The sequence below is a fragment of the Peredibacter sp. HCB2-198 genome (assembly GCF_045999315.1).
Taxonomy (GTDB): Bacteria; Bdellovibrionota; Bacteriovoracia; order Bacteriovoracales; family Bacteriovoracaceae; genus Peredibacter.
Genome location: NZ_CP174607.1, coordinates 2,568,332 through 2,589,211 on the forward strand (window position 1 = coordinate 2,568,332; position 20,880 = coordinate 2,589,211).

At 43.8% G+C, this 20,880-nt stretch carries 31 protein-coding genes; 21 read left to right on the forward strand and 10 right to left on the reverse strand.

What is annotated here, in order from left to right:
• The first annotated feature begins 7 nt into the window (after window positions 1-7).
• From ACJVC5_RS12905 to ACJVC5_RS12920, 4 genes are read left to right on the forward strand one after another with little or no spacing between them, the layout of a single operon-like run.
• Window positions 8-619: a CDP-alcohol phosphatidyltransferase family protein gene (locus ACJVC5_RS12905; protein WP_408095935.1), complete on the forward strand. Its 612-nt coding sequence runs from the start codon at window positions 8-10 to the stop codon at window positions 617-619.
• Window positions 616-1,581, forward strand: coding sequence for a phosphatidate cytidylyltransferase (locus tag ACJVC5_RS12910; protein ID WP_408095936.1), 966 nt, complete (start codon window positions 616-618; stop codon window positions 1,579-1,581). The genes ACJVC5_RS12905 and ACJVC5_RS12910 overlap by 4 nt, the downstream gene beginning before the upstream one ends.
• On the forward strand, window positions 1,578-2,207 hold the full coding sequence (locus tag ACJVC5_RS12915) for a lysophospholipid acyltransferase family protein (RefSeq protein ID WP_408095937.1): 630 nt from the start codon (window positions 1,578-1,580) through the stop codon (window positions 2,205-2,207). Before ACJVC5_RS12910 ends, ACJVC5_RS12915 begins: the two co-directional genes overlap by 4 nt.
• Window positions 2,204-2,557: a hypothetical protein gene (locus tag ACJVC5_RS12920; RefSeq protein WP_408095938.1), complete on the forward strand. Its 354-nt coding sequence runs from the start codon at window positions 2,204-2,206 to the stop codon at window positions 2,555-2,557. Before ACJVC5_RS12915 ends, ACJVC5_RS12920 begins: the two co-directional genes overlap by 4 nt.
• Here ACJVC5_RS12920 and ACJVC5_RS12925 read toward each other — a convergent pair.
• Window positions 2,554-3,435, reverse strand: a complete 882-nt coding sequence (locus tag ACJVC5_RS12925; RefSeq protein WP_408095939.1) for a hypothetical protein — start codon at window positions 3,433-3,435, stop codon at window positions 2,554-2,556. The two genes, ACJVC5_RS12920 and ACJVC5_RS12925, sit on opposite strands and share 4 nt — an antisense overlap.
• A gap of 8 nt (window positions 3,436-3,443) precedes the next feature.
• Window positions 3,444-4,286 carry a protein-glutamine glutaminase family protein gene (locus ACJVC5_RS12930; protein ID WP_408095940.1) on the reverse strand — a complete coding sequence of 281 codons (843 nt, stop codon included), beginning with the start codon at window positions 4,284-4,286 and terminating at the stop codon, window positions 3,444-3,446.
• Window positions 4,287-4,557: 271 nt separating this feature from the next.
• On the opposite strand from ACJVC5_RS12930, the gene ACJVC5_RS12935 reads away from it, so the two are divergent.
• The 4 genes from ACJVC5_RS12935 (at window position 4,558) to ACJVC5_RS12950 (ending at window position 7,098) form a co-directional block, all read left to right on the forward strand.
• A complete protein-coding gene (locus tag ACJVC5_RS12935) occupies window positions 4,558-4,980 on the forward strand; it encodes a response regulator (RefSeq protein WP_408095941.1) in 423 nt (140 codons plus the stop codon).
• Between the two features lie 411 nt (window positions 4,981-5,391).
• The gene (locus tag ACJVC5_RS12940) at window positions 5,392-5,994 is read left to right on the forward strand and encodes a BON domain-containing protein (RefSeq protein ID WP_408095942.1); all 603 of its coding nucleotides are present in this window, start codon (window positions 5,392-5,394) and stop codon (window positions 5,992-5,994) included.
• Between the two features lie 12 nt (window positions 5,995-6,006).
• A complete protein-coding gene (locus ACJVC5_RS12945; protein WP_408095943.1) occupies window positions 6,007-6,507 on the forward strand; it encodes a BON domain-containing protein in 501 nt (166 codons plus the stop codon).
• A gap of 9 nt (window positions 6,508-6,516) precedes the next feature.
• Window positions 6,517-7,098, forward strand: coding sequence for a BON domain-containing protein (locus ACJVC5_RS12950; protein ID WP_408095944.1), 582 nt, complete (start codon window positions 6,517-6,519; stop codon window positions 7,096-7,098).
• 25 nt (window positions 7,099-7,123) lie between these two features.
• On the opposite strand, the gene ACJVC5_RS12955 is transcribed toward ACJVC5_RS12950, so the two are convergent.
• Window positions 7,124-7,354: a hypothetical protein gene (locus ACJVC5_RS12955; protein ID WP_408095945.1), complete on the reverse strand. Its 231-nt coding sequence runs from the start codon at window positions 7,352-7,354 to the stop codon at window positions 7,124-7,126.
• Between the two features lie 140 nt (window positions 7,355-7,494).
• Between ACJVC5_RS12955 and ACJVC5_RS12960 the strand changes: the two genes are divergently transcribed.
• Window positions 7,495-8,028 (forward strand): BON domain-containing protein, encoded by a 534-nt coding sequence (locus ACJVC5_RS12960; protein WP_408095946.1) that lies wholly within the window; start codon window positions 7,495-7,497, stop codon window positions 8,026-8,028.
• An 84-nt stretch (window positions 8,029-8,112) separates the two neighbouring features.
• Window positions 8,113-8,751, forward strand: coding sequence for a hypothetical protein (locus tag ACJVC5_RS12965; protein ID WP_408095947.1), 639 nt, complete (start codon window positions 8,113-8,115; stop codon window positions 8,749-8,751).
• Here ACJVC5_RS12965 and ACJVC5_RS12970 read toward each other — a convergent pair whose 3' ends face one another.
• Window positions 8,752-9,009, reverse strand: a complete 258-nt coding sequence (locus ACJVC5_RS12970; protein WP_408095948.1) for a hypothetical protein — start codon at window positions 9,007-9,009, stop codon at window positions 8,752-8,754.
• Window positions 9,010-9,171: 162 nt separating this feature from the next.
• On the opposite strand from ACJVC5_RS12970, the gene ACJVC5_RS12975 reads away from it, so the two are divergent.
• On the forward strand, window positions 9,172-9,930 hold the full coding sequence (locus ACJVC5_RS12975; RefSeq protein WP_408095949.1) for a hypothetical protein: 759 nt from the start codon (window positions 9,172-9,174) through the stop codon (window positions 9,928-9,930).
• On the opposite strand, the gene ACJVC5_RS12980 is transcribed toward ACJVC5_RS12975, so the two are convergent.
• Window positions 9,927-10,538, reverse strand: a complete 612-nt coding sequence (locus ACJVC5_RS12980; RefSeq protein ID WP_408095950.1) for an NADPH-dependent FMN reductase — start codon at window positions 10,536-10,538, stop codon at window positions 9,927-9,929. The genes ACJVC5_RS12975 and ACJVC5_RS12980 overlap by 4 nt on opposite strands.
• 203 nt (window positions 10,539-10,741) lie before the next feature.
• On the opposite strand from ACJVC5_RS12980, the gene ACJVC5_RS12985 reads away from it, so the two are divergent.
• Window positions 10,742-11,275 (forward strand): hemerythrin domain-containing protein, encoded by a 534-nt coding sequence (locus ACJVC5_RS12985; RefSeq protein ID WP_408095951.1) that lies wholly within the window; start codon window positions 10,742-10,744, stop codon window positions 11,273-11,275.
• Window positions 11,276-11,364: 89 nt separating this feature from the next.
• Complete coding sequence (locus tag ACJVC5_RS12990) at window positions 11,365-12,168, forward strand: hypothetical protein (protein ID WP_408095952.1); 804 nt, start codon at window positions 11,365-11,367, stop codon at window positions 12,166-12,168.
• On the opposite strand, the gene ACJVC5_RS12995 is transcribed toward ACJVC5_RS12990, so the two are convergent.
• On the reverse strand, window positions 12,169-12,537 hold the full coding sequence (locus tag ACJVC5_RS12995) for a response regulator (RefSeq protein ID WP_408095953.1): 369 nt from the start codon (window positions 12,535-12,537) through the stop codon (window positions 12,169-12,171).
• Between the two features lie 203 nt (window positions 12,538-12,740).
• On the opposite strand from ACJVC5_RS12995, the gene ACJVC5_RS13000 reads away from it, so the two are divergent.
• The 3 genes from ACJVC5_RS13000 to ACJVC5_RS13010 all read left to right on the forward strand — a co-directional run bounded on the left by ACJVC5_RS13000 (window position 12,741) and on the right by ACJVC5_RS13010 (window position 14,834).
• Window positions 12,741-13,517: a hypothetical protein gene (locus ACJVC5_RS13000; protein WP_408095954.1), complete on the forward strand. Its 777-nt coding sequence runs from the start codon at window positions 12,741-12,743 to the stop codon at window positions 13,515-13,517.
• A gap of 34 nt (window positions 13,518-13,551) precedes the next feature.
• Complete coding sequence (locus tag ACJVC5_RS13005) at window positions 13,552-14,217, forward strand: LysE/ArgO family amino acid transporter (protein ID WP_408095955.1); 666 nt, start codon at window positions 13,552-13,554, stop codon at window positions 14,215-14,217.
• 122 nt (window positions 14,218-14,339) lie between these two features.
• Complete coding sequence (locus tag ACJVC5_RS13010; protein WP_408099242.1) at window positions 14,340-14,834, forward strand: peptidylprolyl isomerase; 495 nt, start codon at window positions 14,340-14,342, stop codon at window positions 14,832-14,834.
• Here ACJVC5_RS13010 and ACJVC5_RS13015 read toward each other — a convergent pair whose 3' ends face one another.
• The 3 genes from ACJVC5_RS13015 to ACJVC5_RS13025 are packed head-to-tail and all read right to left on the reverse strand — an operon-like array spanning window position 14,835 to window position 15,958.
• Window positions 14,835-15,209 carry a response regulator gene (locus ACJVC5_RS13015; protein WP_408095956.1) on the reverse strand — a complete coding sequence of 125 codons (375 nt, stop codon included), beginning with the start codon at window positions 15,207-15,209 and terminating at the stop codon, window positions 14,835-14,837.
• Window positions 15,209-15,661, reverse strand: coding sequence for a hemerythrin domain-containing protein (locus ACJVC5_RS13020; protein ID WP_408095957.1), 453 nt, complete (start codon window positions 15,659-15,661; stop codon window positions 15,209-15,211). The genes ACJVC5_RS13015 and ACJVC5_RS13020 overlap by 1 nt, the downstream gene beginning before the upstream one ends.
• Before the next feature lie 24 nt (window positions 15,662-15,685).
• A complete protein-coding gene (locus ACJVC5_RS13025) occupies window positions 15,686-15,958 on the reverse strand; it encodes a hypothetical protein (RefSeq protein WP_408095958.1) in 273 nt (90 codons plus the stop codon).
• Window positions 15,959-16,114: 156 nt separating this feature from the next.
• Here ACJVC5_RS13025 and ACJVC5_RS13030 point away from each other — a divergent pair, with 156 nt between their 5' ends.
• A complete protein-coding gene (locus ACJVC5_RS13030) occupies window positions 16,115-16,246 on the forward strand; it encodes a hypothetical protein (protein ID WP_408095959.1) in 132 nt (43 codons plus the stop codon).
• Here ACJVC5_RS13030 and ACJVC5_RS13035 read toward each other — a convergent pair.
• Window positions 16,236-17,291 carry a metallophosphoesterase gene (locus ACJVC5_RS13035; RefSeq protein WP_408095960.1) on the reverse strand — a complete coding sequence of 352 codons (1,056 nt, stop codon included), beginning with the start codon at window positions 17,289-17,291 and terminating at the stop codon, window positions 16,236-16,238. The genes ACJVC5_RS13030 and ACJVC5_RS13035 overlap by 11 nt on opposite strands.
• A gap of 100 nt (window positions 17,292-17,391) precedes the next feature.
• Here ACJVC5_RS13035 and ACJVC5_RS13040 point away from each other — a divergent pair, with 100 nt between their 5' ends.
• The 4 genes from ACJVC5_RS13040 to ACJVC5_RS13055 all read left to right on the forward strand — a co-directional run bounded on the left by ACJVC5_RS13040 (window position 17,392) and on the right by ACJVC5_RS13055 (window position 20,878).
• Entirely contained in the window at window positions 17,392-18,219 is an 828-nt protein-coding gene (locus tag ACJVC5_RS13040; protein ID WP_408095961.1) for a protein-glutamine glutaminase family protein, read from the forward strand.
• Window positions 18,220-18,261: 42 nt separating this feature from the next.
• Window positions 18,262-19,137 (forward strand): MBL fold metallo-hydrolase, encoded by an 876-nt coding sequence (locus ACJVC5_RS13045; RefSeq protein WP_408095962.1) that lies wholly within the window; start codon window positions 18,262-18,264, stop codon window positions 19,135-19,137.
• Between the two features lie 63 nt (window positions 19,138-19,200).
• The gene (locus tag ACJVC5_RS13050) at window positions 19,201-20,658 is read left to right on the forward strand and encodes an MHYT domain-containing protein (protein ID WP_408095963.1); all 1,458 of its coding nucleotides are present in this window, start codon (window positions 19,201-19,203) and stop codon (window positions 20,656-20,658) included.
• A 10-nt stretch (window positions 20,659-20,668) separates the two neighbouring features.
• A complete protein-coding gene (locus ACJVC5_RS13055; protein ID WP_408095964.1) occupies window positions 20,669-20,878 on the forward strand; it encodes an RNA-binding S4 domain-containing protein in 210 nt (69 codons plus the stop codon).
• The last annotated feature ends 2 nt before the right edge of the window (window positions 20,879-20,880 follow it).

Genomic DNA, 20,880 nt, shown 5'->3' on the forward strand with positions numbered 1-20,880 from the left:
TCAGACCATGGAAAAACAAACAGCAAGACGTCCTCTAAAGAGTCGTCAAACCGCATGGGCAAAAGCTCTTTCTAGAATGATCGCTCAAGCGGGCATTTCACCTAACATGATCTCTTTTATGAGTATGGTGTTCGCCGCACTTTCTCTTGGTTCGGCACTCTTAGGGCATCCGATATTTGCCGCTCTTTTCATTCAGATGAGGCTCATTTGTAACCTTATGGATGGAATGGTGGCGGTGGAGTTCGGAAAAAAATCCAAGACCGGTGATCTGTGGAATGATGTGCCTGACCGCTTTGCGGACGTGGCCATTATTTTAGGAGCAGGGTACTTGTCTCAGCAGTATCCATTCGCGGTGGAACTTGCATGGGCCAATGGAACCCTTGCTGTTATGACCGCCTATCTTCGGGTCCTTGGTGCTTCCCTGGCCTCTCCTCATTATTACATTGGACCTATGGCCAAACCACATCGTATGGCCATCCTTACCGCCGCTTTTATCGGAGAAGCGATTTATCCTGGAGGAACTCTTCTCTACGGCGCTCTGATTATTATGTTAGTGGGGCAAGTGATTACCTGTGTTCGCCGTTTAAACCGCATCGCTGTTGATTTGGAAAACAAATGAATTTAGATAACCTTTTGTCCTTTGCTGAGTTTTTAACACCACCAGTGAATATGGTTCTGGGTGGTATCTTTGCGGTCTTGATTGTAGTGACTCTGGCCTTTTACTTGGCAAGAGCGATGAAAGGTCCAACCAAGCTGATTAAAGAATTAATTGAAAGAACTTTATCGTGGTGGATGATCCTGGTTGGATTCACCGTGACGATTTTCTTCTCTCGTTTTTTTGCGACCATTGCCCTTGGCTTTCTTGCCTTCGTGGCCTTCAGGGAGCTTACCAGCCGTTTGAATCTTCGCATGTCTGACCGCAGAACCCTTTTGTGGTGTTATCTCGCGATCCCTTTTCAATTCTTTACTGCTTACATTGAGTGGTATGGAATGTTCATTATCTTTATTCCAGTGATTATGTTTGTGGGTCTTGCCATGAGAAGTGTTGCTCATGGAGACGTCAAAGGAATTACCGCCTCCCTTGGGATCATTCACTGGTCGGCGATGCTGACAATTTTCTCGCTCTCGCATCTGGCCTATATGCTTTCACTTCCTGAGAAGACAGGCTATACCGCCGGCAATGGCGGGATGATCTTGTGGCTGGTCCTCATCACTGAATGTAACGACATCTTTCAGTTTACTTGGGGAAAACTCTTCGGAAAACATAAAATTCTTCCTAGTGTGAGTCCGAATAAAACCGTTGAAGGATTTCTGGGTGGAGTGATCTCCACAGTTGCCCTGGGATATGCTCTTTCTTTTCTATTACCAATTGATTCAATGAAGGCCGCGATTCTTTCTCTTATTCTTGCATTCGCTGGATTCATGGGAGATGTCACTGTCTCTGCGATTAAGCGCGATCTTGGAATTAAAGACATGGGATCTACCATACCCGGTCATGGAGGCATTATGGATCGAATTGATTCATTGGCCTTTAACGCATTAATTTGTTTCCACTTAATTAGATACTGGAGTTATCTATGAGAATTTTTGCACGATTTGTTCTTTATCGTCTGATTCTTAGACCCTTTCTTTCGCTTATCATTGGAGTGAAATTTCCCAAAGCTTCTTCATTCCCTGAAGGACAATTTATTCTGGTTTCCAATCATAATTCCCATCTTGATACGGTTTCCCTTTTGTGCTCACTTCCCGTGAATCGTTTGGGAGATGTTCATCCGGCGGCGGCGGCCGATTACTTTGCCCGTAACAAGGTCATGGCCACGCTATGTGAGTTCTTTTTGAATACGGTATTTGTCAGAAGAAAAGGCGAGGGTGGACAAATTTTAAAACCACTTGATGAACTTGATATGCATGTGAAGGCAGGGAAATCACTCATTCTTTTTCCCGAGGGGACGAGAGGGCTTCCAGAGCAAATCACAGACTTTAAGTGCGGGGCCGCTGTTCTTTTACAAAGAAATCCCCATGTGAAGCTTGTTCCGGTCTTTATGATTGGAATGGGTAAAGCAATGCCCAAAGGGGGACTTCCTATTCCCTCGGAATGTGAGATCAGAATCGGCAAGTCATCCATTGATGAGACGACCCGAAATCGTCCTGTGATGGAACTCACCGCATTTATTCAAGATGAAGTATTACGTTTGAAGGAAATATGAGTAATCAAACCTGGCCCATCATTTTAAATTTTATTGCTTCATTATTAGGTGCCGTCGGGCAGTGGTTGTATAAACTCGGAGCGAAGGACCTTAAAGAAGTTCCCATCTATAAGAATCTTCCCTTCTTGGGTGGAATGTTTTCCTTTGTCATTGTCATGGGTTTGTTTATGGTCGCTTTCCGCCTTGGTGGAAGAATCTCGGTGACCTTTCCAGTTTACGCTTTGACTTTCGTCTGGGGAACTATGATTGGTGTGTTTGTTGATAAAGAACCATTCAATTCCATTCAGGCCCTTGGTGTGGGCCTGGTCTTTGTCGGAGTCGCGATTGTAGGTGGAATGGCCACCCGTTAGATATGTCCCGTCTCGGTTGGTTCAACCTCATTATCATCTTCCCCGTAGTTTCCACCGGTGGTGGTGGTAGTAGAAGAGGAAGCGAAGTCTGCTCCATCATCTGACCCACTTGATCCTCCGATGGTCTCTCCACCGGGGTATCGGATTCCCGTTTGATCATTATCAATCCTACCCGGAACAGAAGTGAGCTTTTGAATCACTCCGCAAGCGACAGGGATGGCCTGAAAATTTGTCAGCCTTCCACGAGGAGCGACCGTCTCAGGAAGCGGGATGTCCTTTGATACTCCAGTGATGATCACTACATTGCCTGTGAGTTGAAGTGTCTCAGTGGGAGCAAGTTTGGCGAAATCGTCTTGAAGATTAATGTCCTCATCTTTTAAATCACTCATGAGTTTTTCAAAATTCGCCACTTGTGAATAAAAATAATATCCATATTCATCGGCCACAGGAAAAGTTCCCCATCCCATGCGTTGAGAGTTTAGATCTTCATCCAATGGCACAATGATTTCTTTATAAACTTCAGCGCCTTCAACCGCATCAATATACCCGTCACGATTGAGATCATCTTCTATCGTTGGACATCTTTTTCCCACGTGAATGTTCTGCACATGGAGAATGGAAGAAGGTCCCGCAGAAAAACGTACATCCGCAATAAACTCATTTCTCTCTCTCACGATCGTGAGCGAGCCATTAAGATCTTTTGCGAGAGTCGGATTCACTGGTTTTAGAAGGGCCTGATAGGTCCCCATCATTTCGCTCTCCAGGGGATTGGGAGTAGGAAGCTGCTCTGCTTGGTTAGAATCACTTCCTCCACCGCCGCCGGTACAAGAGATGAGTGAAGACAGAAGAAGTAAGTGAGAAATTGCTTTACGATTCATGGCCCCTCCTAGAGAGTAATGTCCATGGCCTCAGAAAAGGCCTGTTTAACTTCTGGTTCTATCCAAGAGCTTTTTTCAATTCCGGTCAAATCTCTTTGCTCAAGATCAACCGGTTGGTAGTAGTACATGCTGGACTTCATCACAAAACAGGTCGCACTTTCGGGAAAATTGGCGTGATCGGAATACTTTTCCACCACAGGACAATCTGCATAATCTCGCATGAAAATGTCCGTCCAAGTTTTAAGCTTAATTGGCCCACGAGCGTATTTCACATCCATGATTCGCTCTTTCACGTCACCGTTGATATTGACGTGGACCATCGGCGAAACGTGAAACCACCACTGAAATTTATATTTACGAATGTATTTACGGGTAAAAAATAACCAGGCCTTGGACGAATAAAGCTGATGCTTAATTCTCCAGTCATAGGCCCACACGTGAGCACGATTGAAGCACTGTGATTCTTTTGGATTGGTGCGTGCTTCATAGAAGAAGACGCGGGCCTGATCCATCGACTTTAAATATGAGGGTTGATAAGGAGCGTCTGCAAATGGCAGCATCTTAACTTCTGAAGTCGTAGTGGGTGCCGGAATTTCTTCCAGTGTCAGAATTTCTCTTTTTTCGTTCAGTGTAATAAGGAACCAGGTCTTTTTCTTGATGGCCTCTCGCACCTGAAGGAGAATATTCTTGTCCCAGGTCTTAAATCTCACCACGTCACCACTGGTAAGAAAAATCAGGGGCTCTTCATTACCTTGAACGCCCATATCTATATCATGTATCTGGGTTGATAGTTGAGTATTGGCCATGATGGGAAACGAGATGATGAGGAGAAGCAGAAACAGAAAGCGCATAAAACCTCCCATGGTTATGCGAAAAATCAGGAGCAATATTGTCTGAAAAAGAGCGGCCCTGTCATCTAAAGCCTAACCAAAGCTCACACAGTTACTGCACCTGCATTAGGTACAACGCTCATAAACATAGTAATAAAGTTAGAGCAGAGAGAAGGACCGGACCTGCTTAACTTTAGTGGAATTCAACACTTCATTTCATGACTGAATTTCATTTTTTCTGTACGGGCCAAGCGACATTGGTTCATCATGCTTGGATGGCAAGGAGGACGCTATGTTAGAAAATTATCAATACCAGGATATGAATCATCATCCTTCCTTCAAAGAACTCCAGTCGGAGCTGTTTCCACAAAGACGCAAAAAAATCATGGTGATTGATGATGATCAGGATTTTAGACTCTCTGTGTGTGAACTTCTGGTTGATGAAGGATTCAGTGTTACAACCGCAAAAGATGGTGAGACAGGTCTAAATAGTCTGATCCACCAGCCAGATTTACCTGACTTGATCTTGGTGGATTTGATGATGCCTGTGAAAAGTGGTTTGGAATTCCGACGCGAGCAACTTCAGCTCGATGAGATATCCGATATTCCTGTCATGTTCATGACAGGCCACGGTTACGTTGATGGAGAAAGGTGTCTCCTGAAGCCATTTGATGAGAGAGAATTTATTGCTGAGATTAAAAGAAGTATCGTATAAAAAGACAGGCCACTCATTCGAGTGGCCTTCTTCAATGTTTATATTTGTGAGAAACGTTTAATGGCCTGGACTGAAATCTTGACGGTGAAACTTCCAAGCACGACCTTCATAAAGTTTGGATAATCTCATAAAAAACGTTCCTCCTTTATCCAAGTTGAATGTCCGGGATGTGCTGATTATAAGTGGAAAACGTCTCTGAGAAATTTCTTACGAACTTTCTCGTATTTATCCTGCCACCACTGACCATAAAAAACCTCACTTAGCTCATTTTGCGTACAATTCTTGGCAAGAGACCAAAAGATGCGCCTAGGGAATGTTTCAAATTGCCCCTTTTCTTCATAATTACAAGGATTTCGTTTCGGCAGGGGCTTTGCACTCTTAGAGGAGGATTAACTTTCTCAAGGAGGAGATATGGGCCGCACTCAGTCTGGCAAAGATCAACGCGAGTTTTCACGTTCACAAGACTCAGATTATTTTGACGGGCCACGTTTCGATACAGACGGCTCATTTACTCACTCAAATTTTAGCTTCGATGAAAGGGGCCATGAGAAACGAGGAAGATTCTCGGGCCTCAATCGGTTTGGCGAACAACGGGTCCATCACGATTCCTACCAGGATGATCAGTTTCGGAATGATTACGATCCGACCTATGAAGATGAATACGGCATGAGACATCCCTATGAACACGGCGGAAGACGTAACCGATGGTCGGACGATATTCGATCAGAGGCCTCACGTGAAAACCATTACGGCAAAGGACCTAAAGGATATCAGCGTTCTGATGGACGTATCTTCGAAGACGCCTGTGAGATTCTCCTGGACAATCCTGAGGTCGATGCCAGTGAAATTGAAGTTAAAGTTAAAGACCAAGTGATCACGTTGGAAGGTGAAGTGATCAGTCGACATGATAAGCGATTAGCGGAGGAGTTGATCGAAGATATTACCGGTGTTGTGGATGTACAGAATCGCCTGAAGGTGAAGCAACAAACAGAGGGCTGGATTCCAGGACTATGAAGAGAGGTCATTATGGACAAGGAAAAACAAGATAAAAAACGCAATCTGCGTTTAGTTGAAAAATTTGATAGTGATGACTATTCCCGTTTTTCGGCCCCTGATTATTTAGAAAGTCATCTTGAAGACAATGTTCACTATTTGAATTCAGATGCAGAACGATTAGAAAATTCCGGTCTTAGTGGCGAGACGGAAGAGACCGGGTCTCATCCGAATTTTTCCGGTATAGGACCCAAGGGCTACAAGCGTTCAGATGAAAAAATTTACGAAGATGTTTGTGAGGCCCTTATGAGGCATCGGGCGATTGATGCCAGCAACATCATTGTGAAAGTTTCTTCAGGGACTGTGAATCTCTCAGGGAAGATTGAAAACAGAGGAATTAAAAAGCTGGCCGAATCCATTATAGAGAATATTCCTGGGGTCAAAGATGTGACGAATGAACTGGCAGTGATTCGCGGAGATCTAAGAATGGGGGGCCCTGAAGGCGTCACAAAAAAAGACCTTGGTATTACTTAAGGAGCAAGTATGAAACGGAAAATTAATGATGGGGATCTTACAGGGATAAAAATGGATCGTTTGAGACATTCCCGGTTTGATATTGATCAGGGGCCCAGAAGAGAAGAAGGATATTATCGTACGGGCCGCAATTCTTTAAGCGGACCTTATAATGAAAATAGAGGTCGTCGTTCTGCGGAAGGCGTGTCCAATGATTGGGAAAGCAGTCCTTTTGAAGATGGTGAAATGAGTTCCTGGAACCGTCGTACAGGCTGGGACCGCTATTATGATCGAAGTTATGACCGAGGTTATCGCAGTCATGGTGGAAGTCTGATTGGCCATGATCAAGGACATCGCGGGAAAGGACCGAAAGGCTATCGCAGAAATGATGAAAGCATCTATCAGGACGTTTGCGATATGCTGGCCAGAAGTCCCGATGTGGACGCTGAAGACATAGAAGTCACCGTCAAAGATGGGTGTGTTTTTCTCAATGGTTCAGTTCATGACCGTCAGATGAAAAAAATGGCCGAGTATGAGATTGAAAATATTTCAGGAGTTCGTGATGTTCAGAATCTTCTGAATCTGGGAAATGAAGAGCGCGAGTTACACTAAACGAAGGCGGGTCTGCCCGCCTTTCTTATTGATCCAATTCCAATTCATCTTCGTCAATGACCTTACGATCAATTTGAATTTCATCGTCAGTGGTTGTTTCTGATGGAAGGCTTTGTCGTTCAATAACATCGTCCCGTCTAATTTCTTCTTCTCGTTGAATATCTGTATCATCTGCCTTTCTGGTTTCATCTGCACGGTTACAGCTTGAAACTCCGGCAAGAGTCAACAAAGTGAGAAGGGCCATGATAGATTTCATAACTTTCTCCTTGGTTAATTTAATGAGAACTCTCATGGAGACAATAAGGTACTTAATATCGACCAAAACTCATTTGACGATTTTTGTCATTGGTATTGGTTTTGCTCTTTTACCCTTGGGCCATTAGCAAAGGAAAATTTATGGCAAATACCAATTATTCTCGAGACCGTGACACTCAGGAAAATTTAAATACTGACGGTAAATATGACAATACAGGAGAGTCTGAATTTTCCCGTGACAGTAGTGTTCCTTTTGATCAGGACGAGGTCCTGACTGAACGACATTATAATTTTAATTCTCCTCTGATTCGAGGAAGAGAGATCATGAGATCCCGTGCGAATGCGCCTGCATTTCGTGAACGCCCTGATTATCGTGGTAGAGGGCCTCGAGGTTATCGCCGTTCAGATGAGATCATTAGAGAAGACGTAAGCGAAGCTCTCTATCGGAATAGTGAAGTGGACGCCTCTGATATTGAAGTTTTTGTTGCGGATGGACGGGTCACTCTAAAAGGGACAGTCAAAGATCGTCGTCAGAAAAAAATGGCAGAATCCGCCATTGAAGATCTGACCGGAGTTGATGATGTCTATAATGAATTGCGGCTAGAGGTAGCTGATTCTTCTCCGCCCAGAAAGTCCAAGGGACTTGTTGAGGACAATATTACAGGAATGAATTAAGGTCCCAAATTGCCACGTCACGAAGAGGAAATAACTGTTTAGAGTGGATTATTAAAGGCCCCGAGTTTGCACTTTTTGGCCTGGATGAAATTCATCGTCTGGCCATTGGTGGTAGTCGCTCTCGCGATCTCTAGCTCCTGCGGTCATAACGAGTTTCCGCAGTATAAAGAGAAAGAAGTCATTACGCTTGAGAAAGAGCAGGGAAACTATCGGGCAGAATTTAAAGTCCTTAACAAAAAATGGGCCGGCAAGGTCCGCGGCTATTCTATTTTATGGTTACGCGGCAACCAGTTTTATACTCGCGTAAGTATCACCACCCGCATGCCTTATGTTCAGCATCTTCAATACATTCATATGGGAACAAAATGTCCGGATCGCACGAGTGACATCAATCAAGATGGGATCATTGATTTTAATGAGGTCCAGGTATCCTCAGGAAGAATTCTAGTTCCTCTCGATGGAGATCTGGCCACTCAGGCCGGAGGCACAGATGGATTCCCTCGCGCTGATGAAGAAGGGGCCTATGTTTATTATAGGGCCGCTTCCTTTCGAGAATTGATGATGGATCTGAGAGGAATACCCAATCATCAGTATGGCAAGATTCCTGAAGGAGGCGAAATTAAATTACAAGAACGAGTCATCGTTATTTATGGAACTTCCGATAGCATGACAGTTCCCATTGCTTGCGGCGAAATCTTTGAAGACTATGATGCGGAAGAGTAATTAGAAATCGCTCTCTGGTGATACATCATCCATGTTCCAATCTGTATGCTCATCATCTGGCTGCAGGACATCTTCCTGCCGCTCCAAATCGGCCTTTTCCATCTCTGTTTCGTTTAAAGGCATAGAATATTCGGAAGGGGTTCCTTCCTCGTCCAAGAGTGCTTCTTCATTGATATAGGCCATTTCCTGGGCGAATGAGCATGAGATAAAAGACGCCAGGGCAGCAATTAAAATGAATACTTTGAACATCGGCTTCATGTCGATCTCCTGTTTATTTAAGGGACAGCATAAGGGTCTGCGATTCATCATTGGTAGAGAGTACGCACAAGGAAATGACAACATTCTGAGTCACTTTGTGAGAGGGAAGACCGCTCTTTCAGGAGGTTATATTCAGAGAGTAAATTGCGATAAAATGAAGTCATGAAGAATAATGAGCAGTTTGATGTCTTGTCTACGAAATCTGAAAAGGCCGGGATTGCTGGATTGCTAGAGTCTCAGCTCAGGCGATTTCGCACCTTGGGTTTCGTCCTGTTGCTTTCACCCATTGCATTGATCTATGTGCTTTGCATGGGTCTGGCCTTCTCACCTGGAGTCATGCTTTTTCAATGGGTGCAAGAGACAACTTCTCACTCTCACATCGTCATAAAAGGAATTTCACTGGGGCTATCTATGGCCCTGGGCTGGGTGATGTATGGTCTTTCGATTATTTTCATCGTGCCGACCATGAATAAACTTCTTCCGTTGAAACTCGCTCCTCATCGCGCAAGTTGGTACAGTCTGAGTGTCGTCCCTTGGTACTATCACAACGCTCTTACTTATTTAGTGAGATATACTTTCCTGGATTTTATTACACCGACTCCTTTAAATATTCTCTTCTTTAAAATGATGGGCATGAAGATTGGTAAGGGAAGCATGATTAATACTTCCAATATTTCTGATCCGTGTTTAATTGAAATCGGTGATTATGTGACCATCGGTGGCTCGGCCACCATGATGGCCCACTATGGGATGAAAGGAATTCTGATCATTGATAAATTGGTGATCAAAGACAAGGCCACCATCGGGCTTAAGGCCTCACTGTTTGGAGACGTCATCGTTGGGAGTGGCGCCACAGTCAGGCCCAATGATGTATTGCTACCTAAGACCCGCGTTCCTGATCGAGAACAAGAGGCCGCTTAGTGAGTAAGAGGTGAGTCTTCAAGTCCTTGTGAAGGAAAGATGTCCTCGCGCTCTTCCGTTCTTTCGCCCACCAGACGGATCCATTCTTCAAAGGCCGCAAAATACTGAAGCAGTAGTTCCTTGGTCTTTTCATTTGTCAATCTGTCCTGATCATCAAAAGCATGAGAGGCATTGAAGTACATTTCAGGTTGCCCGAGTACACTCATATTGAGATAGGCCATCACTTGACGAAGGTGGTGTTGGGCCCCAAATGTACCGATGGCGCCTGGAGAGGCACCAAGAAGTGCCGTTGGTTTACGGTTCCATAAATTTTGTCCATAAGGTCTTGAGCCCCAATCAATGGCGTTTTTCAGAACACCTGGAAATGAGCGATTGTATTCAGGAGTGATAAAAAGAACTGCTTGGGCCTCGCGGATTCGATCTTTAAATTCACTCACAATATCTGGTGGGTCCATTTCCAAATCTTGGGAGAAGAAGGGAAGTTTCGAAATATCAAAAGTCTCAAACTCAAAATGAGGGATTGAGAGTTCTTGAATCGAACGAAAATATTTTTTGTTCAATGAGTTTCGGCTGATGCCGCCCACCAGAGTAAGAGTCCTAAAGATCATAAAATCCTCCTCGGTTTTGCCCTCACAGTTGAACATGACTAGAGAGAGCTGAAAACTAAAAGAGAGCTTAAAGTCAAAACACGGAATAAGTCGGTTATGTGGACATTTTACCTCTGGAAAAGGGCCATCTTGATTCATTTTCGCCATGGGCCTGGTACCCATCTTGCAATTAGTCTTAGGCAGGCTTTAACGGAGGAAGGGTTATGGATATTTATGAAGCTTTGAAAAAGGACCATGATGAATTGAAGATAGTTCTTGAGGAGCTTATTTCACTTCGGGCCGATGATGATTATCGTTATGTTCTCATTGAAGAAATCAGAAATGTGCTTGTCCCTCACTCAAGAGCTGAGGAGTCTATTTTCTATAATACATTAAGAGCAGTGAATGCAGATAAGAAAGTCGTCTTTCATGGCTTTCAGGAACATCTGGAAACTGAAACATTACTGCGGACCCTACAGGTGATGGATCGAATGAATCTCGATTGGAAGGCCACTGCCAAAAAACTTCAAGAGTCATTTCTTCATCACATCGAAGATGAAGAGAACGAGATTTTTGCAGAAGCAAAGAAGGCCTTCACCGAAGAAGAGGCGATAGGTATGGCCGAAGCTTTCTTGCAGTTAAAGCCCAAAATCGAGAAAGAAGGATTTGTGAAGAACACAGTGGACATGGTAGTCAATTTGTTGCCTCCACGACTGGCCGACAAACTTCGAAATATCAGGGAGAACCGGGCCGCCTAGAGACTTCTCATTATTAAAAAGCACTTTCACCAGCGAAAGTAGAGCAGAGATACTTTTCAAGGAACAATTTATTCTTCTATACTTTTAGAATGAATAAATTACTTACTCTTGGATTTCTCCTGATTCTTTCTCAAAATCTTAAAGCTTCTGACATCTGCTCTCGAAGCTCGCAGGATTTAAGGATTTTTCTGGATCAAACCCACTCCAGAATATCTTTTAAGAATGATGGGGGATTGTTTAATCAGGGAGTTTGTTGGTGGCACAATCGAATGCAGCGCTCATCTGCGTACCTCGTTAGCTATAGACCTCAATTACCACCCCCAACTCGTCCCGAGTTGTTAAAGATTTTGCTTTCGCTCCGTAATATGGACTCAGTGGTTGTGATTCCTGGTTATGAGGATTTTTTAACGTTTTCTCATGATTACAAAAAAGAGATTCAGGAAGTGTTGGATGGATGGCAAAAGTTTGATGGCTTTTTCAATTTCCAATGGATCCGAGGGATTTCCGGACAATCTGCGCTTCCAGCGGGAGACATGCTTGCGCGCATGAGAGATGTATATACTTTTTATAAGTATACGCCGGCACCTATGTGGATCATGGCCCAGATCAAAGGGCTGACTTCTCACTCGTTTCTAGTTCTTCGCATGCAAGAAATTGCGAATGGCTATGAAATGGAATTGATCGACAGCAACCATCCTCAGGACACGAGAAAACTCGCTTATTATGAAGGGGACACTTTTCTTAGAGTGGAAGGGGAAGACTATACTTTTGTACCCTATGTGGGATTTCAAAACGATTACAAAAAGATTGCAAAGGCCCTTCAGCTCCGCTGCGGAGAGAAGTCTCTTCAGCTTGATCTAAGTAATCTCCAAGAGGGCCAGATCGAGTTGTAGCTATTTACAGTACTGGGAGACCACGTTTAAAACCACGTCGATATCAATGGGCTTCTTCAAAAATCCAATTGAGCCTTCCGTGTTCGTTTTATCGGCCACCGCGGAAACAATTAAAACAGGAATTGGAGCAAGAAGAGTATCGGACATGATAGTGTCCAAAAACTGGCGACCATTCATGATGGGCATCATCATGTCGAGTAGTACCAAACAAGGTTTGGCCATGGAACCTAGGGCGTCCAGTGCTTCTTTACCATTGGTCGCGGCCTTGGTGGTATAACCTTCGGATTCGAGAAGATCTATCATCACATTACGAATATCATCATCGTCTTCTACGATTAGGATTGTCTTACATTTACCCGGTATGGCCATGTGTAATCTCCTCGGGCATAGCTTAGCAATTCTTCATTCGCAAAGTGATGGGACACTGTGCTCAGGAACTTTGCCACTCACGATTAGAAAAATTGCCTCATTCGATCAAGGTTTGCACACTGAGCTGGCACTTCTATCAATGACTTAACTTTGGCAAAGCATTTGCTCTAAGGGCAAAGTTCATTTTTTCTAAGGAGTGAGTCATGAAATTTAAATCATCGGTCCCATTTATTCTTGCTGCTTCGCTTTTCGTCCTTGCGGCCTGTGACGGTGGAAGCAGTGGAAGTGGAAGTTCAAAACAAAATGAATCGGCAGAGCTTCAGGAAGATAATGACCAAGGTATTTACAGGGCAGTACTGTCCCCTGTGAACACAAAAATAGTCCCTAATACAACCGGAACAATTGAAGTACGTATTGATGGTGATGAAGTGGTGGTTGAATCGACCGTTGCTGGCGCGCCGTCAGGAGTAAAGCATCTCCAAAATATTATGACTGCCAGCGAATGTCCAACTGACGCCAGTGATGCCAACGGCGATGGTGTGGTGGATATCATGGAAGGTTCGGCGAGCTTTGGGAAAATCCTCATCCCACTTGATAGCAATATCAGTGATCAGTTACTAGGAAATGATTTTGGCCCGATTGCCAATGGAGCAGGGGCCTATGTGTATCGCAAGAGTACTTCATTTGCGCAGCTCATGGCAGATCTAGGCACAGACGATCCTGATACTGAAGACTTTATTGCAAAGCTTTCTTCATCACAAAACCTAACTCTTTCTACACGAGTCGTGGTAGTTCATGGAGTGAGTCGTAATTCGGATCTTCCGGCCACAGTGGCGACGTTAGGAGATGCGGCCGCTGATCAGTTAGTTCCGATTGCTTGTGGGAAACTGGTTAAAGTGCATAGCGAAGACACAACCACGGCCGATGATGCAAGAAGAGAAACAAGCAGCGAAACGACAACCGGAGCGCGACTCCTTTAATCTTTTGTAGAAGTTCTTCCAACTGGGGGGCCCTATGAAAGAGGTGTTTTTAGAGGGATTGTTGTTACAAGCAAGTCTCATCTTTGCATTAGGGCCCCAGAATCTTTTTGTGCTTGAGTCCGGTCTTCGCCGGCATCATCACCTCACCGTTAGCTTCGTCTGCTTTATTTGTGATCTGACGCTTATTATGTTGGGAGTGGCCGGAGCGGCGACATTTTTTAATCATTATCCTCAGATCAAAATTTTCTTCGGTGTAGTAGGGGTAGGTTTTCTCTTACTTTATGGCTTTGGAAAAATCACAACACCTGAAGAGAGTTTTGTTTTTGGGTCCTCGAAAGCACCCGGATCACTTAAAAGTGTAATCCTCAAATCCATTACCTTTAGTGTCATTAATCCTCATGCTTACCTGGACGGAATCGTACTCATCGGAGGCTATTCGGCCAAGTATAGCGAGATGTATCTGCGCCTCACCTTGGGAATGGGGGCCGCCACTTTTTCTCTTATTTGGTTTCTCCTTTTATCTCTCGGCGCCAGCGTCATGATGCCTTTTTTTCAATCTCCTAAGCGGATGCGCATCATGATGGGAAGTGCTGGACTGATTCTTTTATTTTTATCGGCCAAGCTGACTCTAGATGTTTATGGCTGGCTCCTTGAAACGTATCCCGAAACGGCCAGTGTTCTCCACTTCGGTCCAAGATAAGCCTGGCAAAATTCCCAAATCGTCCTTAAAATATTTAAAAAATCTCTTCAAGGAAAAATATGAAACTATTTTTGTCCGCTCTTTTATTGGTTTCTCTTAATGCTTTTGCCGCTAAAGGTCCTATGGTGGTTATGGAAACCAGCATGGGAACAATTGAAATTGAACTCAATCAGGAAAAGGCACCTAACACCGTAAAAAACTTCCTGAGCTACGTTGATGATAAATTCTATGACGGTACAATCTTTCACCGTGTGATTGACGGCTTCATGATCCAGGGTGGTGGTTATGATGAGAAAATGACTGAGAAGAAGACCAAGGCCCCAATTAAGAACGAGGCCAACAATGGTTTAACCAATGATACTGGTACCATTGCCATGGCCCGCACGAACGATCCACACTCGGCCACGGCCCAGTTTTTTATTAACGTAAATGATAATTCTCCCCTTAACCATACTTCAGAAACTCCAATGGGTTGGGGATATGCGGTCTTCGGTAAAGTGACCTCAGGTATGCACGTGGTTAACAGAATTAAAATGGTTCGCACAGGAAACATGCACGGCCATCAGAATGTTCCTATGGACACTGTTGTCATTAAGAGTGTTAAGCGTAAGAAGTAATTACTTCATTAATCGAAAGCAGTTCTGCACCACAAAGATCAAATCATCTACCTCTAAGGGCTTATTGAGAAATTCAAAGGCCTTTAGAGGTTCTTTATACTCTTGAAAACGATTATTGGCCGTAAGAAGAATAACGGGAATATGTGAGAAGCGGGGATCTTCCATCTGAAGCTCCCTAAATTCGAATCCGTTCATTTCAGGCATCATCAGATCCAAAATCATGAGATCAGGCACAAAAGATTTTTCAGTCAGGACCCTAAAGGCCTCAAGACCGTTTTTGGCCACATCAAGTTCATATCCTTGACCTTCAAGAATCTCTTTGAGCGAACTTCGAATTGAGGAGTCGTCTTCAACAATCAGTATTTTTCTTTTCATCATGAACTCATGTGATGATGCTTGGCCTCTTCAAAATCGCAGGCAAATTGCTCAAGCTCATCGGGACTAAAATCTTCTTTGGCCTCGGCGAAGAGTTTACCTTCTTCATGTTCGACATGCATACTGCAAAGGTGTTTTAATTCTAAAAAAGTTTCGAACCATTCTTTAGATTCGACGTTCAAAAAGTTTAATTTCTGAATAAGCTCTTTCATCTGATGATGCTCTTGATTGTTTCCTTCGACGATTCTTAAGGTGTATTCTCCAGGAACTTCGTCCCGGAGTTTGGCGTAAAGGGTGATTTCTTCTCCCTCCATATGAGGAATCATTTCTTCTTTATATCTTGTAAACAGCTCTTCTCGAAGCTTACTGGTTTTGGCCAATTCGATTTCCTGAAGTAGAGCATCCAGCTCTCTGTGCTCTTGTCTCAGTTTATTTAAAATTGTTTCTTGCATAAATCCTCCTGATAGCGAGCTGGTTTAATTTTTCGGAACCACATCATAGCGACTTTCTTCAATATCTTCTTCTAACTCAGGTGAATTTTGCTGCTCTTGCATCTCTTGCATTCTTTGTTCTTCTTGTTCCTCTGTGGCCTGATCGACATCTGACTCAGGTGTGACTTGATTTAGGGTGGCCGCGGAACTTCCCATCGCTTCCGAGTTGGCGGGATCAAGGCCCGGGCCTCTGCTTCCCAATGCCCAAGCTTGAGAGATGAACAAAAAAAGTGAGCAAAAGACTACGAATATTTTCATGGTTGTCCTCGCATAACATCATTGAAGCGGCCCTGCGATAAAGATGAAACTAAAGTTCCTCTAAAGGGTGTTTGACTAAAGTTTTTTTTCCTTGGCCCTTAAGAGAAAGATTTGAGTATGCTCGAGACGATGATAACCGTACATCTGGAGGAATATATGTTTAACAAAGTCGATGCAAAAAGATTTTTAAAACGTTTTGGTAAAGATGCCGGTAAGACATACCGTACTCTCTCGAAAGATTTATCAAAGAGAATTAGTAAAATTCAGGACAAAATTCCTACTCGTTAATTAGTTTTATTTCACTTGATCGAACCAACTCCAGCAGAGTGATCTCTGGAGTGGTTCCTAATCTTAGAAGCGGGCCCCAACTTCCGGTTCCCGGATTTACATAGACCCACATATTTCCTACGCGATGAAGGCCCTGCGAAAGTTTATGCACAAACTTCACCACAATGGTCCAGGGGAAGAACTGTCCTCCGTGAGTGTGGCCCGACAGGAGAAGATGAAAGCCGTTCTTTTCGGCCTCTGGGGCGATGCCTGGCCTGTGGGAGAGAAGGATTTTAAAAGCGTCCTCGGCGTATTTGGTGTCGAGATTAGGAGCGAGTCTTGAAACGGGATCAGGAATCCCCGCCACCAAAACATTTGCTTCATTGTGCTTAATGATTTTTCCACGGTTCACAAGATTAATGGTCCCAAGATTATTGAGTACGATCAGCCATTCATTGGCGTTCCAGTAATATTCGTGATTCCCGGGAACAAAGAAGGAACCATAACTTGATTTGAGATTTCCAATGGGGGCAATGTCCTGACGATACTCTCGAACATTTCCATCTCCAATATCACCCGTCAAAACCACAATATCGCTCTTGAGAGCATTGACCTTTTTAACCACTTTTTCCACATACCGTTTTCTGATCGTGGCACCCACATGAAGGTCGCTGATTTGGGCAATTTTAAGGCCGTTCAATTTTTCATTAAGGTCATTCACAGGAACTCGCACTCGTTTAATGCGAGGTCCTCGGGATGCATTGATAACACCAATGACAAGACTCACAACAGTGAGAATAAAAACATAACTAATGGGGGCCAGGTCTCCGGTCAGAAACCAGGCGACGTCGCGCACGAGGGTAAAGACCACTAGATAGGTAAGGAACCCCATTCCTGCATAGGCCAATTGAATTTGAAGGGGAAACAATTTTTTTAAAGGGAAGCTGATGATTAAAAGAAAAAGCAGCGCCAGTAAAAGCCAGTGAGACCAATGGTTTCCCAGACGGAGACCTAAATACAAATAAGCAGGAGACAGAATGGCCGCGACAAAAAATAAAAATCTCAAAGCTTCTATCCAATTAAAGCATTTCTCTAGGGTTTATAGGAGCGCATCTTTTCACTCAAAACCAATCCAGTTAAGGTCAATCTGACCAAGGAGGGTCACGATGAAAATCCTCATGCCTCTTTTGATCTTCTTCTCTTTCTCCGTCTTCGCTGACGAATTCACCAGTCGAGTCGAACTCATTGAAGAAGGTGATGGAAATTTACCACACTTAATCAAACTTGAGAATGGGCGTGTGGTCTTTCTCGACGGTGCTGAAAGAGAGCTCATTACAGATTTCGAGGACAGTCAAAGGAATGGTGATTATCTGGAAGTGGTGGTGGATGAAACAAATAGTTATGTAAGCGCTGAAACGGTAGAAAACGAAAACTCTATTGTTCCGGAAGAGACCAAACGATCTCCAAATTTCTCTTATGACCCTACTGTCGTGAGTGGTTACTCGGAGGCGAGTAGCATCTTCTCGCGCATGAGAAGAAATTATCAATACGAATCTCAGTGCTACAATCGCGCCCACATTTGGGCCTATGAAGAAAACAAACGCTCGAATCTGAATTCCATGAAGCTCTTTTTGTTCTTCACCAATCGCTACATTCGAAATTATCGCTATCAGTGGTGGTTTCATGTTTCACCCATGGTTCTCGTGAATGAAGATGGGTCATCGGTTGAGCGCGTGCTTGATCGTCGTTATACAAATGGACCTCGTTATGTGAATTCTTGGACGAATATCTTCATCTATAGCGGACGAAAATGTCCCGTTGTACAAAAATACAACGATTATCGCAACAATCAGGAGAAAGAAGACTGTTACCTGATTCCGGTGAGTATGTACTTCTGGCAACCACGAGATATTGTTAGTCGGGACAATAATGGTTATGAGAAAAAATCATTCATAAAATCAGAAGTCGATTGGGCATATTGGGAGGCGTTCTAAAATTAAGGTACAGGATGGTAAGACTTTTTTTACACTATTTTCATGGCCGTGTTTAAAAAGTCCCATCCTAATAATGTTCCCGGTTCACTGTTCGTTGATACAAGTTGTATTGACTGTGGGACCTGCTTTCACCTGGGACCGACTTTGTTCCGCGAAAACCACGATGATAAATCAGTGGTCATGAAACAACCTGAGAATAAAAATGAATGGCAAAATGCCAAGCAGTCGATCCTTTCCTGTCCTACCAATTCCATTGGAGTGCAAAACCCTCCTGAGATTTTTAAACAATTAGGTGCCGGTCTTCCCATTCATATTGCAGAAGAAGTTTACTATCTCGGATACACCGCTCGAGATTCTTTTGGGGCCTCAAGTTACCTCATTAAAAGACCTGAAGGGAATGTCTTGGTGGATTCTCCCCGGTACCATCCCTGGCTCATAGGAGAGTTAGAAAAACTGGGTGGCGTTCAAAAAATGTTTCTTACTCATCAAGATGATGTGGCCGATCACAAACTTTTCTGCGCTCATTTTAAGTGTGAAAGAATAATTCATGAAGAGGAGATCACCAGTGACACTGAAAGTGTAGAAATCATTCTGCATGGAGAAGAAGATGTTTCATTGGGAAAAGACCTCGTTGCGGTCATGACTCCGGGTCACACTAAAGGCTCAATGTGTCTACTCTATAGAGACAAATTTCTTTTCACGGGGGATCACCTTTTTGTCGACCAGGCCCATCATATACTGGAGGCTTCTAAAGGTGTTTGTTGGTATTCTTGGGATGAACAAATCCAATCAGTTGAAAAACTTCTTAAGAAAAATTATGAGTGGATCCTCCCCGGGCATGGAGGATGGGGTCTTTTTTCTCACTCTCATCAGGCCATTCAGCTTCTTCTTAGAGAGATGAAATTTAGAAATATTTAGATTCTCTTCGTTGCCTCTTTCTTTTCTCCCTCTACAATTATTCTAAGGAACTTTGATTTTCATATGCATCAACATCATCACAATCAAGCTCTGGTCATACTCTCGGTCATCATCGCCATTGTTTCTTCCTATATCGCTCTTGATCTGGCGAACTCTTTTGCTTATGCAAGAAAACGTCATCGCTGGGGGTGGCTATTAGGCGGCTCTTTTGCTTTAGGAATCGGAATCTGGAGCATGCACTTTGTAGGTATGCTGGCCTTCAGTTTACCCGGCATTGAAATATCCTATGATGTTCCATTGATGGCCCTTTCTATTGTGGTGGCAATTGGCGCTTCAGCACTTGCTCTCTACATTGTGAGTCTTGAGACCTCAAGTCTTCTGACAAAAGCTGGTGGAGGACTTGCCATGGGAGTGGCCATTGCAGGAATGCACTACATCGGTATTGCATCTATGCGCATGTCGGCCATTGTTCATTGGGACAAGCTTTGGGTGCTGATCTCGATTGTCATTGCAGTGGTCTCTTCCTTCATTGCGCTCTTTCTTGCCTTTAAATTAAAAAATGATTTTACTCGCAAAGGTTTTCTCCTTCGTGGAGGCGGTGGCGTCTTTATGGGATTTGGAATCTCAGGTATGCACTATTCGGGGATGCATGCCATGCACTTCATTCCGGTTGAAGAAGCGACGGTTAATTCTTATCAGTTGTTGGCATCGGACGGACTCTTAGTGGCGGTGTTGCTCGCCACCACATTAGTTCTGGGAATTGCGATTTGGGCCTCGGCGATTGATCGGGCCATGAACAGAAGAATCGCCATGAACGAAATTTTAGAAGGCGCCATCATTTCACGTGATAACTTTTTATCCGTGGCCTCTCATGAGTTAAGAACACCGCTCACATCCATTAAACTTCAGACTCAACTCCTCATGCGCTACATAGAAAAACTAGGTATGAAACAGGACGTTTCCCTTTATCTTCAAAAGATGTTGGGACAGACAGATCACAGTGTAGAGAGGCTTTCACGTTTGGTTGATGACATGCTCGATATTTCTCGAATCCAAACCAACAAATTAACACTCAACCTAGAAGAATTTGACCTGAGTCTTATGGTTCAAGACATAGTTGAAGGACTCACACCTCATTTGATGGAAAAGAATTGTCCGGTGACTTTTAAAACGAGCGGGGCTATTCATGGGAGATGGGACAAGTTCCGTTTAGAACAAGTGGTCACAAATCTTCTCACCAATGCTGGCCGTTACGGGAGTGGGAAACCCGTGGAAGTTTGGGTCAATCGAAATGGAGATGAGGCCCAGATCCATGTTAAAGATTATGGGGCGGGAATTGCCAAGGACGATCAGGAACGCATTTTTCAACGTTTTGAAAGGGCAAATGCGGATATTTCGGGCCTGGGACTTGGCCTTTATATCGCCCAAGAGATTCTCAAAATGCATAATGGGAAGATTTTTGTTGAGAGTGAGCTAAATAAAGGGTCTGAGTTTATTGTCAGTCTGCCTCTGTCCTTGTAGTATCCGCCCCATGAAAGAATTCAATTTAAATGGTTCAGAGTTTATTCCTCTATGCGATCTTATGAAGATCACTGATCTAACTGGTTCTGGAGCAGAAGCGAAGCACCTCATTGCTGAGGGCAAGGTGAAAGTGGACGGACAAGTTGAGCTTCGCAAGCGTTGCAAAATCCGCTCGGGACAAGAGGTAGATTTCCAAGGCGAAAAAGTAAAAGTGATCTGAAG

Excerpts from the sequence above, each read along its gene's own strand:
- ACJVC5_RS12975 (WP_408095949.1), top strand. The coding sequence starts at position 9,172 with ATGAAGAATAATGAGCAGTTTGATGTCTTGTCTACGAAATCTGAAAAG.
- ACJVC5_RS13005 (WP_408095955.1), top strand. The coding sequence starts at position 13,552 with ATGAAAGAGGTGTTTTTAGAGGGATTGTTGTTACAAGCAAGTCTCATC.
- ACJVC5_RS13000 (WP_408095954.1), top strand. The coding sequence starts at position 12,741 with ATGAAATTTAAATCATCGGTCCCATTTATTCTTGCTGCTTCGCTTTTC.
- ACJVC5_RS12995 (WP_408095953.1), bottom strand. The coding sequence starts at position 12,537 with ATGGCCATACCGGGTAAATGTAAGACAATCCTAATCGTAGAAGACGAT.
- ACJVC5_RS13040 (WP_408095961.1), top strand. The coding sequence starts at position 17,392 with ATGAAAATCCTCATGCCTCTTTTGATCTTCTTCTCTTTCTCCGTCTTC.
- ACJVC5_RS12955 (WP_408095945.1), bottom strand. The coding sequence starts at position 7,354 with ATGAAATCTATCATGGCCCTTCTCACTTTGTTGACTCTTGCCGGAGTT.
- ACJVC5_RS12950 (WP_408095944.1), top strand. The coding sequence starts at position 6,517 with ATGAAACGGAAAATTAATGATGGGGATCTTACAGGGATAAAAATGGAT.
- ACJVC5_RS12915 (WP_408095937.1), top strand. The coding sequence starts at position 1,578 with ATGAGAATTTTTGCACGATTTGTTCTTTATCGTCTGATTCTTAGACCC.
- ACJVC5_RS12970 (WP_408095948.1), bottom strand. The coding sequence starts at position 9,009 with ATGAAGCCGATGTTCAAAGTATTCATTTTAATTGCTGCCCTGGCGTCT.
- ACJVC5_RS12960 (WP_408095946.1), top strand. The coding sequence starts at position 7,495 with ATGGCAAATACCAATTATTCTCGAGACCGTGACACTCAGGAAAATTTA.
- ACJVC5_RS13050 (WP_408095963.1), top strand. The coding sequence starts at position 19,201 with ATGCATCAACATCATCACAATCAAGCTCTGGTCATACTCTCGGTCATC.
- ACJVC5_RS13055 (WP_408095964.1), top strand. The coding sequence starts at position 20,669 with ATGAAAGAATTCAATTTAAATGGTTCAGAGTTTATTCCTCTATGCGAT.
- ACJVC5_RS12925 (WP_408095939.1), bottom strand. The coding sequence starts at position 3,435 with ATGAATCGTAAAGCAATTTCTCACTTACTTCTTCTGTCTTCACTCATC.
- ACJVC5_RS13010 (WP_408099242.1), top strand. The coding sequence starts at position 14,340 with ATGGTGGTTATGGAAACCAGCATGGGAACAATTGAAATTGAACTCAAT.
- ACJVC5_RS13045 (WP_408095962.1), top strand. The coding sequence starts at position 18,262 with ATGGCCGTGTTTAAAAAGTCCCATCCTAATAATGTTCCCGGTTCACTG.
- ACJVC5_RS12940 (WP_408095942.1), top strand. The coding sequence starts at position 5,392 with ATGGGCCGCACTCAGTCTGGCAAAGATCAACGCGAGTTTTCACGTTCA.
- ACJVC5_RS12945 (WP_408095943.1), top strand. The coding sequence starts at position 6,007 with ATGGACAAGGAAAAACAAGATAAAAAACGCAATCTGCGTTTAGTTGAA.
- ACJVC5_RS12985 (WP_408095951.1), top strand. The coding sequence starts at position 10,742 with ATGGATATTTATGAAGCTTTGAAAAAGGACCATGATGAATTGAAGATA.
- ACJVC5_RS12910 (WP_408095936.1), top strand. The coding sequence starts at position 616 with ATGAATTTAGATAACCTTTTGTCCTTTGCTGAGTTTTTAACACCACCA.
- ACJVC5_RS13030 (WP_408095959.1), top strand. The coding sequence starts at position 16,115 with ATGTTTAACAAAGTCGATGCAAAAAGATTTTTAAAACGTTTTGGTAAA.
- ACJVC5_RS12965 (WP_408095947.1), top strand. The coding sequence starts at position 8,113 with ATGAAATTCATCGTCTGGCCATTGGTGGTAGTCGCTCTCGCGATCTCT.
- ACJVC5_RS12920 (WP_408095938.1), top strand. The coding sequence starts at position 2,204 with ATGAGTAATCAAACCTGGCCCATCATTTTAAATTTTATTGCTTCATTA.
- ACJVC5_RS12930 (WP_408095940.1), bottom strand. The coding sequence starts at position 4,286 with ATGCGCTTTCTGTTTCTGCTTCTCCTCATCATCTCGTTTCCCATCATG.
- ACJVC5_RS12935 (WP_408095941.1), top strand. The coding sequence starts at position 4,558 with ATGTTAGAAAATTATCAATACCAGGATATGAATCATCATCCTTCCTTC.
- ACJVC5_RS12980 (WP_408095950.1), bottom strand. The coding sequence starts at position 10,538 with ATGATCTTTAGGACTCTTACTCTGGTGGGCGGCATCAGCCGAAACTCA.
- ACJVC5_RS13020 (WP_408095957.1), bottom strand. The coding sequence starts at position 15,661 with ATGCAAGAAACAATTTTAAATAAACTGAGACAAGAGCACAGAGAGCTG.
- ACJVC5_RS13015 (WP_408095956.1), bottom strand. The coding sequence starts at position 15,209 with ATGAAAAGAAAAATACTGATTGTTGAAGACGACTCCTCAATTCGAAGT.
- ACJVC5_RS13025 (WP_408095958.1), bottom strand. The coding sequence starts at position 15,958 with ATGAAAATATTCGTAGTCTTTTGCTCACTTTTTTTGTTCATCTCTCAA.
- ACJVC5_RS12905 (WP_408095935.1), top strand. The coding sequence starts at position 8 with ATGGAAAAACAAACAGCAAGACGTCCTCTAAAGAGTCGTCAAACCGCA.
- ACJVC5_RS12990 (WP_408095952.1), top strand. The coding sequence starts at position 11,365 with ATGAATAAATTACTTACTCTTGGATTTCTCCTGATTCTTTCTCAAAAT.